This is a genomic window from Aliidiomarina minuta, assembly GCF_003987145.1.
Classification (GTDB): domain Bacteria; phylum Pseudomonadota; class Gammaproteobacteria; order Enterobacterales; family Alteromonadaceae; genus Aliidiomarina; species Aliidiomarina minuta.
Genome location: NZ_PIPL01000001.1, coordinates 1,513,835 through 1,529,674 on the forward strand (window position 1 = coordinate 1,513,835; position 15,840 = coordinate 1,529,674).

The following is a 15,840-nucleotide window of genomic DNA, read 5'->3' on the forward strand; positions in this document are numbered from 1 at the left end:
GTTAAAAGACAACCGAATTAGGCACTTTACTGGGCCTTTCAGCGCAGTTCAGGTATGCTTGAACATAAAGCATAACGAGACCTGAACATATGGCAAACGCACAACAGGAAAGTTTAGTAGAACATTTTAAGGCCCTGCTTAAAGAAGAGCGTTACGGTTCACAAACTGCAATTGTAGATGCTCTCAAAGCACAGGGTTTTCAAAATATAAGTCAGTCCAAAGTTTCACGACTGCTCAGTAAATACGGTGCGGTGCGAACCCGCAATGCACGGCAGGAAATGGTTTATTGCCTGCCTGCCGAACTTGGTGTTCCGTCAGCAAAAAGCCCGGTGCGTCAACTGGTTCTGGAAATCGAACATAACGACGTGATGGTCATTATCCGCACCTCTCCTGGCGCTGCTCAGTTGATCGCCCGCTTACTCGACTCAGTAGGCCGTAAAGAAGGAGTTCTGGGAACTATTGCAGGCGATGATACGATTTTCATTGCGCCGATCAAAGTGGCGAATATTGACTTTACCCTGGCAAAGATCAAAGCTCTGTTTGAGCGGGTGTAGTTTGTTCTGTTTGTTCTGAAGTGCGCTTAAACCAGTTCAGCGGTGGCGCAAAGAATGCCGCGTTGAGGTTGCTTTGCATATAATCCAGTAGAGGGTCACAATAACCGTCCCGATCCGGCACAAAACGCCGCTTCAGCCACTTTTGCATCGCTGCCGGGCTACGGCTCCATAACAGATCCAACTGCCGCTGATTGCGCATGTCGGCTGCAGGCAACTGTTGCCAGACCAGTACCGGGTTACCCGGATCGCTCAATGCCAGTGAAGCCTTGCGAGCATGCCCTGGCTGATCTCCAGGCCAGAATTTACCGCTCACTTTTTCACGCCCCATAATCTGCCGCTGTTTTTCCACCGTTAATGCCTGCCAGGCTTTAATATCCAGCTCATACTGCTGCAAATACAGGTAACTCCCCTGCGCCAGCAACTCATCGTCTTCATCATTTAACAAAGCGACTTCGCGACGCAAGCGCCCATGAGGGTTGTCCGGTACACAGGGAAAACCAAACAGATTACGGTTATCCAGGTAGTGAAACAGGGGTTGCTCATGTTGTAACCAGACATCCGGAGCCAACCACTCCAGCAGCACCCGGCCAGCAAAATAATTGCAATCGGCACGGTCAGAACGCAACACAATAACCATATCAAAATCAGTGGCCTGCAGCACATAGTGGCTGTCTGCTATTTCTGGAAATGTGGCCAGCTGACGAGGTCGGTGAGCTGGCCATAACTGATTCCAGCATTCAGTGCCAAAAGCCATGACTACACTGAGCAAAGCTTCCGAAAAACGCTGGTCTAAATTAGTTACCAGTTCAGGAAAACCACTGAGTTTTTCGCGTAGCGAATCCAGCTGCCCGGGTTTACTGTTCAATAATAAAACCAGCCCATGCAGGCTGGTTTCAGCACAGATCCCGGTTTGCGGTTTGTTAATAACCGGCCGCATGCCCGTCTTTGCGACTTTCTGATGCACCGTAGTAAACACCTTCTTCATGATCCTTCATGATCGCCTGATAACCGCCATAAGGTCCTACAGCTTCCTGTAAGCGGTGGCCCATTTTAGTTAATTCACGACGAGTATAATCAGAGAAACCATTCTCCAGACTTAACACACCACCGTCGTCCATAATTTCACCAGTCGGCTGACTAGACCCCGAATGCAATATACGTGGAGCGTCACCAGCTTCCTGCAGGTTCATGTCAAAATCAATCATATTGATCAGGATCTGCGCATGCATCTGTGGCTGCGTACCGCCACCCATAACGCCATAACTCATATAAGGTTTGCCGTCTTTGGTGACGAACGCAGGAATAATAGTATGAAACGGGCGTTTGCCTGGTTCATACACGTTCATATGGTCAGTATCCAGCGCAAATAACTCAGCACGGTTTTGGATCACAAAACCCAGACCTTCTGGTGTAATACCTGAACCCATACCGCGGTAGTTACTCTGAATCAAGGACACCATATTGCCGTCTTTGTCCGCAACGGTCAGATAAATAGTATCGCCATTCATCGGAGGGTTACCCGGTTCATAAGCGCGGCCGGCACGCTCACTGTCAATCAACTGAGCCCGCTCGCTGGCATATTCTTTTGAAATTAACCAGTCCACCGGAATGTCGTTAAAATCCGTATCGGAGTAAAACTTGGCCCGGTCTTCAAAGGCCAGCTTTTTAGCTTCAGTAAAATGATGCACGTACTCAGGACTGTCAAAGCCCATTTCTGCGATATCATAACCTTCCAGAATATTGAGAATTTGCAGCGCGGCTATGCCCTGAGTATTCGGTGGTAATTCCCACAGGTCATATCCCCGGTAATTGGTGGAAACCGGATCCACCCACTCCGACTCATGCGCAGCCATATCGTCATAACTCAGAAAACCGCCATGTTCCTGTACGAAATCCCCCAGAGTCCGGGCAATATCGCCTTTGTAGAAAGCGTCCCGACCACCACTGGCGATTTGCCGGTAGGTGTTAGCTAAATCAGGGTTCTTAAACATCTCGCCTTTTCGCGGTGTGCGGCCTTCTTTCATAAAGACCTCAGCAAATCCCGGATAGTCCTTAAGCACCTCGGCGTTACGCTCAAAGTAATAAGCAATCACTTCAGTGACCGGAAAACCTTGTTCGGCATAATCGATTGAAGGTTTAAGAATATCTTCCATCGACAGCTTGCCAAATTTCTCATGCATCTCAAACCAGCCATCTACAGCACCAGGCACGGACAGCGGCAAAACTCCGCGCTGTGGAATGCTTTCATAACCGTTTTCAATAAAATAATCTAATGTCAGGCTCTGCGGTGAACGTCCTGATGCATTGATACCATGCAGAGATTCAGACTCAGCATCCCAGACAATAGCGTAAAGGTCACCACCGATGCCGTTTCCAGTTGGCTCCACCAATCCCAGCAGGGCATTGGCTGCAATCGCAGCATCTACAGCACTACCACCTGCCTGCATAACGTCGAGGGCTACTTGTGTCGCTAGGGGCTGGCTTGTTGCAGCCATGGCATTCGGCGCTATGACTTCAGAGCGCGAAGCAAAATGATGACCAGTAATACGGTCATAGGCGGCCGCCTGACCAGCAAAAAAGGTACAGCCAGCAACTGCCAGCGTTGTAATAAGTGCTTTCATGAATTCTCCCGTTGCGAGTCCTGTACTTTACGTATCTGTTTACGCATTCCAGTGACTCCTTTATTACCGTGATAACGCCCTTTTTCAATATGCCGTATGCGGTAAACACCTGGCACCTCAACTGGCACACCATGAGTTCCCAGCAGCCAGCGAAAGGTGCGGTCTTCAAAGGTCTTCTTCCAGCGGTCCGTAGGTCGCTGATAAGCACTGACGTCTTTACAATACCCCATATCACGACAAATATCGCCATGCACTATCTGATACGCACCTACCGCACGTTCCAAAGTTCTGAGCTTAAAGTCCTCGACATTAACCGAAACCACTTTTGGTTCTTTACTGGGTTTGAGCATAGGGCTATCGTTGCTTAGTAGCGGCGTAATACGTTCCTGCTGGGGAAATACCAGAAAATCATCCCGCCCCTGTAATGACTGTCCCAGGCCGTCCAGACAACCATCACCAAAGACTAAATCGCAATCGGCGAACCACACCCAATCTGCTTCGGTATTTAAAGCCACCTGGTTTCTGCCAATGGCACGGCGAAATAAATCAGGGGCCGGAATCTGCTGCCAGTTCCAGCGCACATTGGGGACTTTCTTAGTTGCGAAAAAGTCCAGTAACTGCACCGTGGCTTCATCTTCGGCCGCGTGAAACACCGTCATAATCACTTCCACATTCTGCGGCGGGTTATTCACCAGCGAGCTCAGCTGATAGGCGTGTAAATGCGAATAACGCCAGCAGTGACTGACTATTTCAATTCTCAGTTTACCTTCTTTGCCCGAAACACTCGCGGGGGGCTTCGCATAAAATGCTCGCAAAGGCAGTAACTTACTTACTGCAAGCCGTAGCGCCAGCTCCTGAATACCCTGATACCACGGTGTCTGCACCTCAAATGTAAGATTATCTGACATTCTTATTTCTCTTTATTGTCGGTTTCAGATAAAGCGCCTTACAGGCGCCAGCTCGGCGTGGGTACTATGCCTTTGACATCAATAATCAATGACTCGCCGCGGCACATCTTCTGGTAATCCGCATCGCCGTAAGTTTTATACTCATCGTGAGCAACGGCAACAATCACCGCATCATATTCACCTGGGCATTGCATCGGGTCATCACAAATACCAAAGCTTGAAAATTTTTCCAGTTCACTGTTTTCCACGCCGGGGTCATGCACATCAACCTGCACACCAAAGTCACGCAATTCGCTGATAATATCCACCACTTTCGTATTGCGAATGTCCGGGCAATTTTCTTTAAACGAGAAGCCCAGAATCAGCACACGAGAGCCTTTAATAAGAATGCTCTGTGCAATCATTTTGCGGATAGTCTGCTCGGCAACGTATTTGCCCATACCGTTATTTATTAATCGCGACGACAAAATGAGGTTTGGTTTATAACCCAGCTCTTCCGCTTTAAAAGTCAGATAATACGGATCCACTCCAATACAGTGTCCGCCGACCAGTCCTGGGAACAGCTTGATAAAGTTCCACTTAGTCGCTGCCGCGTCTATCACTTCACGTGTATCAATGCCCATCTGGTTAAAAATAAGCGCAAGCTCGTTAATTAAAGCAATATTAACGTCCCGTTGGGTGTTTTCGACTACCTTTGCCGCCTCAGCCACCCGAATGCTTGATGCCAGGTGAGTGCCGCCAGTGACAACAGATGCATAGAGCTTGTCCACCCGCTGAGCCACCTCAGGGGTCGAGCCTGAAGTCACTTTCATAATGGTTTTAAACGTATTGGTTTTATCGCCTGGGTTAATCCGCTCTGGTGAATACCCACAGTGAAAATCCTGGTTAAAGATCAGGCCAGAAACACCTTCCAGTTCAGGTACGCAAATTTCTTCCGTTACTCCGGGGTAGACGGTGGACTCATAAATAGCCAGGTCGCCAGGCTGTAACACCTGGCCTACCGCTCTTGAAGAAAGAATAAGAGGCTGTAAGTCCGGTCGATTAGCTGAATCAATCGGGGTAGGCACGGTAATAATATAAATCGTACAATCCCGCGCATCTTCAATATCAGCACTGTAACTAATGTTTTCAGCCACGCTCTGCAATTGCTCAGCAGAAACCTCATGAGTCAGGTCATAACCTTTACCCAGCTCTTCAATACGCTGCTGGTTAACATCAAAACCGACGACCTTATATTGCTCTGCAAAAGCAACTGCAAGCGGCAGGCCTACATAGCCTAGCCCTACCACACAAATCTTATCTGCCACTTGTCTACCTCACACTGCTGGCTAAAAAATAAAAAGCCCCCTAATGCTAATGCATCAGGGGGCTTTATACATCCTTTTCACACTAATTCTGCATAATATCGGGCCGAATCAGGGGCCACCGGCTAAAAGCCTGAATCAGACCTGACTCTGCTGCACGTCCATAGCGTTGAATAAATTGAAGAGGCCACCCAAACGAGAGTCGTCAGCACTTCCGGTTTCAACCTGTTCCTGTAGCATATTCATTAGATTCTGGGGTTGGTCTGAACCACTCGTTAGCGAAGCAACAGACTTCTGCCCTTCCTCAAATAAAGAGGTTAACTCTTCGGCTTCAAGCTCAGAAATCATCCCATTGCCTCTGAGTTCATCACGCAATTCTGCAAAATCTGACTCAGTCAGATTCTGAACATCGAAACGCTGTCCCAGACTTTTTTCGGCATCAGCCATTTGCTGCGCCTGAGGGCTTATCTGCGCCATCGTCTGCGGTGGAATGGGTTGCGGCTGCACTGGCTGCTGCTTTTCCGACTTATCTTCCTTATCAATCCGCTGATTTTGCGGGGCGGCTACGCCTGACAGGGCTGTCAGATCCATAATTGCCTCCAAAATTGGTTGCAGTGTATGTAAATACCTGCCGACGACAGGCTCAAAATTAACCTTGCAAAGACCGATCCGGAAATTAAGAACCCAGATCCAGCCCTTGTGCAGCCTGATATTCACAAATATATAGTGCAGCACTAAAAATAAAAAAACCGGCAACCAAGTGCCGGTTTTGTCACTGTTTCCGTTAAAGCTTACAGAGCAAGGTTAATTGCCCGTAAGTTTATCAGGCAACGTTAATAGTCGGGATAATGCTCAACTTGGCATTATCTTCCGCTTTTTTGAACTCTGGCATTTGGTCAAAGTTCAGGTACTTATACACTTCGCCAGCCATAGCGTCGATGTTCTGTGCATACTCCATGTACTCTTCACGAGTCGGGATTTTGCCCAGAATAGCACCAACCGCCGAAAGCTCGGCTGAGGCCAGGTACACATTGGCACCGTCACCTAAACGGTTGGGGAAGTTACGGGTTGAAGTAGAAAGTACGGTAGCACCGGCTTCCACCCGTGCCTGGTTACCCATACACAATGAACAGCCTGGCATTTCCGTGCGCACGCCGTTGCGACCATAGATGTTGTAGTAACCTTCTTCCATCAGCTGTGCTTCGTCCATCTTAGTCGGAGGTGCGATCCACAGCTGAGTTTTCAACGCTTCAGTATTCTGTTCCAGCAATTTACCTGCAGCGCGGAAGTGACCAATGTTAGTCATACAAGAACCAATGAATACCTCATCTACTTTGTTACCCGCTACTTCAGACAATGTTTTCGCATCATCCGGGTCATTCGGGCAGCACAGGATAGGTTCTTTGATTTCATTCAGGTCAATTTCTACCACTTCTGCGTATTCAGCATCCGCATCCGCGCTCATCAACTCAGGGTTCGCCAGCCATTCTTCCATCTTACGGGCACGACGCTCCAGGGTACGCTGATCGCCGTAACCTTCGCTGATCATCCAACGCAACATGGTCACGTTAGAACGCAAGTATTCAGCCACTGAATCTTCGGACATCTTAATGGTACAGCCAGCCGCTGAACGCTCAGCAGAAGCGTCTGACAATTCAAACGCCTGCTCAACAGTCAGGTTATCCAGGCCTTCAATTTCCAGAATACGGCCAGAGAATGCATTTTTCTTACCGCGTTTCTCTACGGTTAGCAGACCCTGTTTAATGCCGTACAAAGGAATGGCATGTACTAAGTCACGTAAAGTCACACCCGGCTGCATTTTACCTTTAAAACGCACCAGTACTGACTCAGGCATATCCAGTGGCATAACACCAGTAGCTGCGGCGAAAGCAACCAGGCCTGAACCGGCAGGGAAAGAAATACCCAGTGGGAAACGAGTATGCGAATCACCGCCGGTACCTACGGTATCAGGCAGTAGCATACGGTTCAGCCAGCTGTGGATAATGCCGTCACCTGGACGCAGTGAAACACCGCCACGGTTCATAATGAAGTCCGGCAGCGTGTGCTGAGTATCGATATCAACAGGCTTAGGGTAGGCCGCAGTATGGCAGAACGACTGCATCACCAGGTCTGAATTGAAGCCCAGGCAAGCCAGATCTTTCAGTTCATCACGGGTCATAGGTCCTGTAGTATCCTGAGAACCTACGGTGGTCATTTTAGGCTCGCAATAGGTACCTGGGCGAACGCCATCGATACCACAAGCTTTACCGACCATCTTCTGCGCCAGTGTATAACCTTTAGTGCTATCACCAGGCTGCTCAGGAACACGGAACAAGTCTGAGTGGCCAGAGTTCAGGGACTCACGTGCTTTAGTTGTCAGACCGCGTCCGATAATCAGGTTAATACGGCCACCGGCACGTACTTCATCCAGAATTACTTCAGAAGCGAACTTGTATTCGGCAATGACTTCACCCTGCTCGTTTTCAATTTTACCGGCATACGGGTAAATATGAATCACGTCGCCTGTGTTCATTTGATCAACATCGGCTTCAAAGACCAGGGTACCGGTGTCTTTCATAGTATTGAAGAAAATAGGAGCGACCTTGCTACCAATGCAGATACCGCCGGTACGTTTGTTCGGCGTGCCTGGCATGTCTTCACCGATATTCCACAATACCGAGTTGGTCGCTGACTTACGTGAAGAGCCCGTGCCTACTACGTCGCCTACAAAAGCAACCGGATGGCCTTTTTCTTTCAGTTCTTTGATTTGCTCTTCAGCGTTAGTTACGCCTTCACGTGGCATTTTGTACATGGCTTTAGCATGTAATGGAATATCAGGGCGTGACCAGGCATCCGGAGCTGGCGATAAATCGTCAGTGTTGGTTTCACCTGGTACTTTAAATACGCTGGCAGTAATTTTGTCTGCAAGTTTAGGGCGACTGGTAAACCATTCGGCTTCAGCCCAACTTTCTACAACTGCTTTAGCAACTGCATTGCCCTTTTTCATTTTTTCTTCCACATCGTGGAAAGCGTCGAACATCAGAATAGTCTGTTTCAGTTCTTCACCCGCTAATTCAGCCAGCTCACTGTCGTCAAGTAAGTCAACCAAAGTCACGATGTTGTAACCGCCGTGCATATTGCCTAACAACTTAACCGCTTGCTGACGGCTAATAATAGGCGAACTGTCTTCGTTTTTAACAATAGCAGCCAGGAAACCCGCTTTCACATAAGCCGCTTCATCGACGCCCGGTGGTACACGTTCGCTGAATAATTCAAACAGGAAGTCTTCTTCGCCTGCCGGTGGATTCTTAAGCAGCTCAACTAACTCGGTAACCTGCTCTGGGTTAAGTGGCTTTGGTGGGATGCCTTCTGCTGCGCGCTCGGCAACATGTTCACGATACTGTTTTAACACTACTGCTTCCTCTTAATATGGACCCGCCGCAGAAAAGCGGCCAGTCATTGGAAAAACAGCTGCATTATACGGGATTTAGCAGTCAATTTGAATTTAGCTCGCGTTTTAAACAACCATGTCGGCCATTCATGGTATTTATAGCTGATGTACGCTCAACAATATAATGCCCCGATTAAACCGGGATGGCAGAAATATGACGATACAGATTAAGGGCGCGTTCCACTACTGTATAACCCTGAGTCTGCGCACTGAGTGATGACCAGTTTGGTGTGCCGCCAGTACGTGACCACTCGGCGTTGCGGCGGGCGTCACTGACTTCACGACTTTGCGCTGGAGTAGACTCCACTGTGGCCGCATTTGCATTAGCGGAAGAGGCTACTTCCGTGCCTTTATCAGCGAATTCGCGTCCAGCTTCCTGCGCCAGCTTCTCTTCTTTCAGCTGCTCAGGATCAAACTGTTTTTTATTACCCTCACCCGACTGTTGCTGCGACTGGGTATTGGCACTTTGTACCTTAGGGGGAGTCACTGACGGGTTAAAAGGAATATTTACATCCACGTTCGGGCACCTGTTTATTATGAGTAGTGATAGCGTCTTCTTCAAAGGTTAAAGCAAAGCGCATGCCAGGTTACTGTAGCTGTTGATGTTTTTCTTTATCAAAGTGCGCAAAAAACTGCCACAAGCCTTCACCCGCAGGTCCCAGCACCGTACCCGCCAGTTTTACCAAGTGTACTTCGGCGCTCATACGATCCATAAAACCCGGTATATCCAGCTCCACCAAAGTACCGGCAGCGATATCGGCGGCAATCAGTTGCCGTGGCACTATGCCCCACCCCATACCTGCTTTAAGAAACAGAATTAACGTCTGCACATCATTAACCCGAATACGTGACTGACCGCTAATACGGAATATTTGCTCCGGGTTTATGCCCATGTCCATATGGCGAGGCAAAATATAAGGTAAGTCGGTCAGGTCCTGGCGCTCTGTGGGTAGGCCCCGGCTGGCAATCATGCAATCAGCCATGACCACCACTAATTCGAAGTTCTGTACAAATAAGCTTTCAAAATCAGCGCGTTGCTGGAATACCGGCAGCCAGGGCGTTAACGCCAGTTCTGCCTGTTTTTCCTGCACCTGTTTCAGGGCACCTAATTGTGAATAGCCGCTGATTAGCAACTCAGTAGTAGGATAAGATTCCTGCACCTGGCGCAGCCCCTGCAACAGAACTCCAGCATCACAAGTGTAATCATAAGCCACCTGCAATCTCGGCTCAGCGCCAGAGCGCAGCTGCGAGGTTAGAGATTCCAGCCGCGAATGCTGACGCAGAAGCTCATGACTATGACGCATAAATTGCTCACCCTGGCCAGTCAGGGAAAGCCGATAACCACTGCGCTCAAGAATAGCGAAACCTAAATCCTGCTCCAGCTTATTCAAGGTCATACTCAACGCAGAAGGAGTGCGGTAGAGCTTAGCTGAAGCCGCCTGCAAACTACCTTCTTCAATTACCGCCTGCAAAACCTGCAGCTGCCATATAGTCATCCATAAAACCTTAATAAGTTACTTAATTTTATTCAATATTACTTTAATTATTTATGTTCTACACTAGGCTCATACTATACTGCGGCTACTCTTTTATTTCATGAGGATTATCATGTTGTTACGACTTACCCTTAGCCTGTTTGCCGGCCTTCTGCTGGCCACGGGCTGCTCACCGGTCGAAGAAGTTGACGGCGATCCAGCTCCTCGTCCTGTCAACTTGCTGACTGTAGCAGATGATAGCAGCAGCCAGATTCGCCGTTTCCCCGCGGTAGTAGAAGCAACGCAAACCGCAGAACTGGCTTTTCGGGTAGGCGGTGAGGTGGATACCCTGCCTTTTCGCCCGGGCCAATCGGTCGATGCCGGAGAGCTAGTCGCGGCTTTAGATGCCCAGGACTATGAGCTGGCGGTGGAACAGGCCTCGGCTCGTGCTGAGTTACTGGACGCGCAACACCGTCGAAATCAACGTATGAAGCAGCAGGATCTGATCTCTCCAGCTGAATTCGATCAGTCGCAGGCTGATTTACGTATCGCTGAAGCAGAACTGAACCGGGCTCAGACAAATCTTGAATATACCCGCCTGAAAGCACCTTTCGCAGGTGTGGTCGCTAGTCTGCATGTTGAAAAACACGAAAATGTATCACCCCAGCAACCCATTCTAACCTTGCAGGTAGACAACTTGATCGACGTCAGTATTCAAGTGCCTGAGCGATTGTTTGCCCGAGTGCGTCGTGACCTGGACTATCAGCCTGATGTGCTCTTTGACGGCTTACCCGGGCAGTTTTTTAAAGCCAGTATTCGCGAATGGGATCGGGTTGCTGATCCTGCCACAAACACCTATCGGGTCGTCTTCAGTTTACCGGCCCCTGCTAACGTCAATATTTTACCCGGCATGACCGCTACCGTTTTAATTGATGCTCACCTGATGACGCAGGATATCCAGAGCTCCTTGCTCGTGCCCGCCTCTGCCGTTTTTGCACCCGATGACAAACCACTGCAACCCGGCATCGCCTATGTCTGGCTGTACCACAGTGACAATGACGATGATGGCCATGTAAAACTGCATCCAATACGTATTGGCGACATGACCAACGACGGCCTGCAGGTTATCGAAGGCCTGCAACCAGGTGATCGAGTTGTGCATGCCGGGGTGCATCATTTAAGTGATGGTCAAAGAGTAAAACCCTGGGTTCGTGAGCGGGGTCTGTAAACATGGATGTCGCTAAGTACAGTATTCAAAAACGTACCAACAGCTGGTTACTACTGCTTATTCTTTTAGTAGGCGGTGCTGTGGCCCTGCAAAGCCTTGGCCGTCTTGAAGATCCTGAATTCACCCTCAAGCAAGCGTTGGTCATTACCCCCTACCCGGGAGCTTCCGCGCAACAAGTGGAAGAAGAGGTTAGTCATCGCCTGGAAAGCGCAATTCAGGAGTTGCCCTATATACGCCACATCACGTCTATTTCTAAGCCGGGATTATCGCAGATAACCGTCGAAATTGAAGACACCTACCGCAGCCGGGAATTAAAACAGATCTGGGACGAACTGCGACGCAAAGTGAATGACAATCAGGGCCGTTTGCCCCCTGGGGCTGGTAACTCCAGGGTCATGGATGATTTTGCCGATGTCTACGGCGTATTACTGGCGCTAACTGGTGAAGGTTATTCCAATAAAGCATTGCATGATCACGCCCGCTATCTGCAGCGTGAACTGGTTCTTATTGATGGCATTGGCAAAGCTACTATTTCAGGCACCCAGCAAGAACAGGTTATGGTCGAAATCTCCCGCGCCCGGTTAGCCAACCTGGGTATACCGCCAGAGCGGATTTATGATCTACTGCAAAATCAGAACACGGTTTCCAATGCCGGTCGCATTCAACTCAACGACGACGCGGTGCGTTTTGCCACCAGTGGTGAATTTATTTCGGTAGAAGCTATGGCGGGCCTGATCATCAGTAACCCAGGTGCCCGTGAACAGATTTATCTGGGCGACGTCGCTGAAATCTACCGCGCTATAGAACCTATTCCCGATCACATATTGCGTTATCAGGGACAAGCTTCTGTATGGCTGGGACTGTCTTTTTCACCGGACGTGAATGTGGTCAAGGTCGGTCAGCAAATTGAACAGCGGCTGGCTGAACTGGAATATGCCACACCTGCAGGAATGCAACTGACGCCGATTTATAATCAGCCCGCCGAAGTTGATGAGTCCGTGACAGGTTTCCTGATTAACCTCGCCCAGGCTGTCGTCATTGTGATGCTGGCTTTGCTTGTCACTATGGGCCTGCGCTCAGGTCTCATCATTGGCATCGTATTGTTAGCTACGGTATTAGGCAGCTTTATTTTTATGAGCATTGCCGGCATTAATCTGCACCGGGTATCGCTGGGTGCCTTAATCATCGCACTGGGTATGCTGGTCGACAACGCTATAGTGATCACCGAAGGCATGCTGGTTGGTATTCAGCGCGGACGCAGTAAACTACAGGCAGCGCAAGACGTTATACGGCAAAACATGTGGCCACTATTAGCCGCTACACTGATCGCCATTATTGCTTTTGCACCTATTGGGCTCTCTGCCGATGCAACGGGTGAGTTTGCCGGTTCTATGTTCTGGGTGCTGCTGATTTCATTGCTGTTAAGCTGGTTTACTGCCTTAACCCTGGTACCTTTTTTAGGCGAGCGTTTATTAAAAAATAAACCCGCTAAGGGGCCAGACTCCGAAGTGAACGACGACCCTTACAAAGGTATTTTCTACTCGACTTACCGGTCCTTACTCGCTTTTTGTCTGCGTTTTCGTTTGCTGACGGTAACCGTCATGGCCGCGCTTCTGGTTATCGCCGTCATTTCATTTGGTTATGTTAAACAGGCTTTTTTCCCGGCCGCTAACACCCCGCTTTACTATGTCGAGATCTGGTATCCGCAGGGGACTGATATCCGAGCGAGTAGTGAAGACATTAAGCAGGCAGAGCAGTTTTTAATAGAACATGAAGATGTTGAGCATGTCGCCACCACTATTGGTCAGGGCGCTCTACGCTTCACGCTTACCTATATGGTAGAAAAAGCACATGAAAACTATGCTCAGCTGATTGTAAAAGGCAAGTCGATGGACAGTCTGCAACAACTGATGCATGACACCAGCGACTACTTTGCGGCTAATCATCCAGACGCTCGCATTAAACTGCGACGCATGGAAATAGGGCCACCAACCATAGCCAAAATAGAGGCTCGTTTCATTGGCCACGACCCCCAGGTGCTGCGCAATCTGGCCAGTCAGGCGAAACAAATACTGGAAGCCGACCCAACGGCTGTCAATGTTATGGATAACTGGCGTGAGCGTGCGAAAGTGCTGCAACCCCAGTTTAATGAAACCGCCGCGCGTCGGGTCGGGATCAATAAGGCCGATGTGGACGAGCTCCTGCTGGCTACTTTTAAAGGAAAAGAGGTGGGTGTTTACCGCGACGGTACCGATCTCTTGCCCATTGTTGTCCGTGCTCCTGAAGATGAGCGACGGGATCTGGATAACTGGCAGGACATTCAGATTTACAGTTCAACCATGCAGCGCTACATCCCCCTGGCTCAAGTGGTGCATGATATGCCGCTGGCCTGGGAAGACTCTGTCATACAAAGACGCGATCGGAAACGTACACTGACTGTTATGGCCGATCCTGATTTATTCAGTGGCGAAACCGCCGCGGTAGTGCAGGCTCGAATACAGCCATTAATAGAAGCCATCGACTTACCGTCCGGTTATGAGTTGCAATGGGGAGGCGAACATGAAGCTTCAGGAGATGCCCAGAAAGCGCTCTTTACCTCTCTGCCCATGGGGTACCTGTTAATGTTTGTGATTACTGTGCTTTTATTCAGCTCTACTCGCAAAGCGCTGGTGATCTGGACCACCGTGCCGCTGTCAATTATCGGTGTCACCCTTGGCCTCTTACTGACCAATCAGCCATTCAGCTTTATGGCGCTGCTCGGTATGCTCAGCCTGACCGGTATGCTGATTAAAAACGGCGTCGTTTTGCTGGAACAGGTCAATGCTGAAAACGACAGTGGCAAAACGCCTTTTGATGCCCTGTTTGATGCTTCTGTCAGCCGGGTTCGCCCAGTCGCCATGGCGGCAGTGACCACCATACTGGGGATGATTCCGTTATTGTTTGACGAGTTCTTTGCCAGCATGGCGGTGGCCATTATGTTTGGTTTAGGCTTCGCCACGCTGCTAACTCTTATTGTAGTGCCTGTCATGTACAGCCTGATTATGCGCATTAAGCCAGTGCGCGCATAATCACAAACTAACAGTAGCCGCACTCAGGCGGCTACGCTGTTTAGCCAGCCAGAAAATAGCCAGGCCGGTCAGCGCAAGAATACAGCCCACCCAGCCGGTACCTTCATAACCCAGTGGTGAAATAATCGCCAGTCCACCCAACCAGGCGCCCAGGGCATTCGCCATATTAAAAGCCGAGTGGTTTAATGACGCAGCCAGGGTTTGTGCCTGGCCGGCAACATCCATTAGCCGGATCTGCAAAGCTGGCACTAGAGCGCCACCAGTGCCTGTTAGCAGGATCATCGGCAAAGCGGTCCACAATGACGACAAGGTAAAAGGAATCAGGGCTAATATCAGCGCACTCCATAGCAAAGTACCGCCAATGGCATATTTCAGATTACGATCGGCAGCCCAGCCACCCACAATACTGCCCGCTAGAGAACCAATACCAAACAATAGCAGCGCCACAGGGATCCAGCCCGGCGCCGCGCCGGTAACCAGCATTAGGGTCGGTGCTATGTAGCTGAGTACGGCAAACATGCCGCCAAAACCGACCGCACCAATGGCCAGGGTAAGCCATACCTGCTCTTTCGATAGCGCGCTTAATTCCTGCACGGCTGAACTGCGCTTCTCCTGCGGGTGCACGGGAACAAAGAACAATACCAACACAATGCTCAGCGTCCCCAGAATGGCGACCAGCTGGAACACTTCGCGCCAGCTGAAAACCTGCCCAAACCAGGTCGCCAGCGGGTTGCCGATAAGAATAGCCAGCGTCAGCCCCATCATCACCAGGGTAACCGCCATGCCACGCTGGTCTTTACGTACCATATCAGCAGCTACCAGGCAGGCAATGCCAAAATAAGCACCGTGAGGCAAACCACTAAAAAAGCGAAATGCTAACAGTGTGCTGAAGCTTTCTGCACTGGCACTAAACCAGTTGCAAATAACAAACAGCAACATCAGGATAAGCAGCATAGGTTTGCGGGGAAAACGAGCGCAGGTAATGGTAATTAAAGGCGCACCAATAACAACACCTAAGGCATACAGGCTAATAAGATAACCGGCCCGGGTATCACTGACCGCAAAGGCGGCTCCCACATCAGGCAGCAACCCCATGATCACAAACTCACCAATGCCAATGGCAAAACTGCCTAATGCCATAGCCAGTATGGCCACCGCTACCTGTCGCTGACTGAAGTACTGCATTTTATATCACTCCGGGCGCGCCTGAATTCAGGCGCGAAATGATACC

Annotated in this window: 12 protein-coding genes; 3 read left to right on the plus strand and 9 right to left on the minus strand. The window is 49.7% G+C overall.

From position 1 onward, the window contains the following. Positions 1–89 precede the first annotated feature (89 nt). Positions 90–554, plus strand: coding sequence for a transcriptional regulator ArgR (gene argR, locus CWE09_RS07220; RefSeq protein WP_126803304.1), 465 nt, complete (start codon positions 90–92; stop codon positions 552–554). Here argR and CWE09_RS07225 read toward each other — a convergent pair. The 8 genes from CWE09_RS07225 to CWE09_RS07260 all read right to left on the minus strand — a co-directional run bounded on the left by CWE09_RS07225 (position 529) and on the right by CWE09_RS07260 (position 10,334). Next, a complete protein-coding gene (locus CWE09_RS07225) occupies positions 529–1,539 on the minus strand; it encodes a Dyp-type peroxidase (RefSeq protein WP_126803305.1) in 1,011 nt (336 codons plus the stop codon). The two genes, argR and CWE09_RS07225, sit on opposite strands and share 26 nt — an antisense overlap. Then, on the minus strand, positions 1,475–3,175 hold the full coding sequence (gene ggt, locus CWE09_RS07230) for a gamma-glutamyltransferase (RefSeq protein ID WP_126803306.1): 1,701 nt from the start codon (positions 3,173–3,175) through the stop codon (positions 1,475–1,477). Before ggt ends, CWE09_RS07225 begins: the two co-directional genes overlap by 65 nt. Beyond that, on the minus strand, positions 3,172–4,083 hold the full coding sequence (locus tag CWE09_RS07235) for a glycosyltransferase family 2 protein (protein ID WP_126803307.1): 912 nt from the start codon (positions 4,081–4,083) through the stop codon (positions 3,172–3,174). The genes ggt and CWE09_RS07235 overlap by 4 nt, the downstream gene beginning before the upstream one ends. Positions 4,084–4,121: 38 nt before the next feature. Next, positions 4,122–5,390 carry a nucleotide sugar dehydrogenase gene (locus CWE09_RS07240; RefSeq protein ID WP_126803308.1) on the minus strand — a complete coding sequence of 423 codons (1,269 nt, stop codon included), beginning with the start codon at positions 5,388–5,390 and terminating at the stop codon, positions 4,122–4,124. 135 nt (positions 5,391–5,525) lie between these two features. Next, positions 5,526–5,978, minus strand: coding sequence for a hypothetical protein (locus tag CWE09_RS07245; protein WP_126803309.1), 453 nt, complete (start codon positions 5,976–5,978; stop codon positions 5,526–5,528). Between the two features lie 232 nt (positions 5,979–6,210). Next, entirely contained in the window at positions 6,211–8,799 is a 2,589-nt protein-coding gene (gene acnB, locus CWE09_RS07250; protein WP_126803310.1) for a bifunctional aconitate hydratase 2/2-methylisocitrate dehydratase, read from the minus strand. A 172-nt stretch (positions 8,800–8,971) separates the two neighbouring features. Continuing rightward, positions 8,972–9,355: a hypothetical protein gene (locus CWE09_RS07255; RefSeq protein ID WP_126803311.1), complete on the minus strand. Its 384-nt coding sequence runs from the start codon at positions 9,353–9,355 to the stop codon at positions 8,972–8,974. Positions 9,356–9,425: 70 nt separating this feature from the next. Then, on the minus strand, positions 9,426–10,334 hold the full coding sequence (locus CWE09_RS07260) for a LysR family transcriptional regulator (protein WP_126803312.1): 909 nt from the start codon (positions 10,332–10,334) through the stop codon (positions 9,426–9,428). A 112-nt stretch (positions 10,335–10,446) separates the two neighbouring features. On the opposite strand from CWE09_RS07260, the gene CWE09_RS07265 reads away from it, so the two are divergent. Both CWE09_RS07265 and CWE09_RS07270 read left to right on the plus strand, forming a co-directional pair. Further along, the gene (locus CWE09_RS07265) at positions 10,447–11,541 is read left to right on the plus strand and encodes an efflux RND transporter periplasmic adaptor subunit (RefSeq protein ID WP_157982831.1); all 1,095 of its coding nucleotides are present in this window, start codon (positions 10,447–10,449) and stop codon (positions 11,539–11,541) included. Between the two features lie 2 nt (positions 11,542–11,543). Next, positions 11,544–14,609 carry an efflux RND transporter permease subunit gene (locus CWE09_RS07270; RefSeq protein WP_126803314.1) on the plus strand — a complete coding sequence of 1,022 codons (3,066 nt, stop codon included), beginning with the start codon at positions 11,544–11,546 and terminating at the stop codon, positions 14,607–14,609. Here CWE09_RS07270 and CWE09_RS07275 read toward each other — a convergent pair whose 3' ends face one another. Beyond that, complete coding sequence (locus tag CWE09_RS07275; protein ID WP_126803315.1) at positions 14,610–15,794, minus strand: MFS transporter; 1,185 nt, start codon at positions 15,792–15,794, stop codon at positions 14,610–14,612. It abuts the gene before it with no gap. Positions 15,795–15,840: the final 46 nt, after the last annotated feature.

What these genes read in the sequence shown, in the direction of transcription:
- argR (WP_126803304.1), top strand. Translation starts at nt 90, where the DNA reads ATGGCAAACGCACAACAGGAAAGTTTAGTAGAACATTTTAAGGCCCTG.
- CWE09_RS07225 (WP_126803305.1), bottom strand. Translation starts at nt 1,539, where the DNA reads ATGAAGAAGGTGTTTACTACGGTGCATCAGAAAGTCGCAAAGACGGGC.
- ggt (WP_126803306.1), bottom strand. Translation starts at nt 3,175, where the DNA reads ATGAAAGCACTTATTACAACGCTGGCAGTTGCTGGCTGTACCTTTTTT.
- CWE09_RS07235 (WP_126803307.1), bottom strand. Translation starts at nt 4,083, where the DNA reads ATGTCAGATAATCTTACATTTGAGGTGCAGACACCGTGGTATCAGGGT.
- CWE09_RS07245 (WP_126803309.1), bottom strand. Translation starts at nt 5,978, where the DNA reads ATGGATCTGACAGCCCTGTCAGGCGTAGCCGCCCCGCAAAATCAGCGG.
- CWE09_RS07260 (WP_126803312.1), bottom strand. Translation starts at nt 10,334, where the DNA reads ATGACTATATGGCAGCTGCAGGTTTTGCAGGCGGTAATTGAAGAAGGT.
- CWE09_RS07265 (WP_157982831.1), top strand. Translation starts at nt 10,447, where the DNA reads ATGTTGTTACGACTTACCCTTAGCCTGTTTGCCGGCCTTCTGCTGGCC.
- CWE09_RS07270 (WP_126803314.1), top strand. Translation starts at nt 11,544, where the DNA reads ATGGATGTCGCTAAGTACAGTATTCAAAAACGTACCAACAGCTGGTTA.
- CWE09_RS07275 (WP_126803315.1), bottom strand. Translation starts at nt 15,794, where the DNA reads ATGCAGTACTTCAGTCAGCGACAGGTAGCGGTGGCCATACTGGCTATG.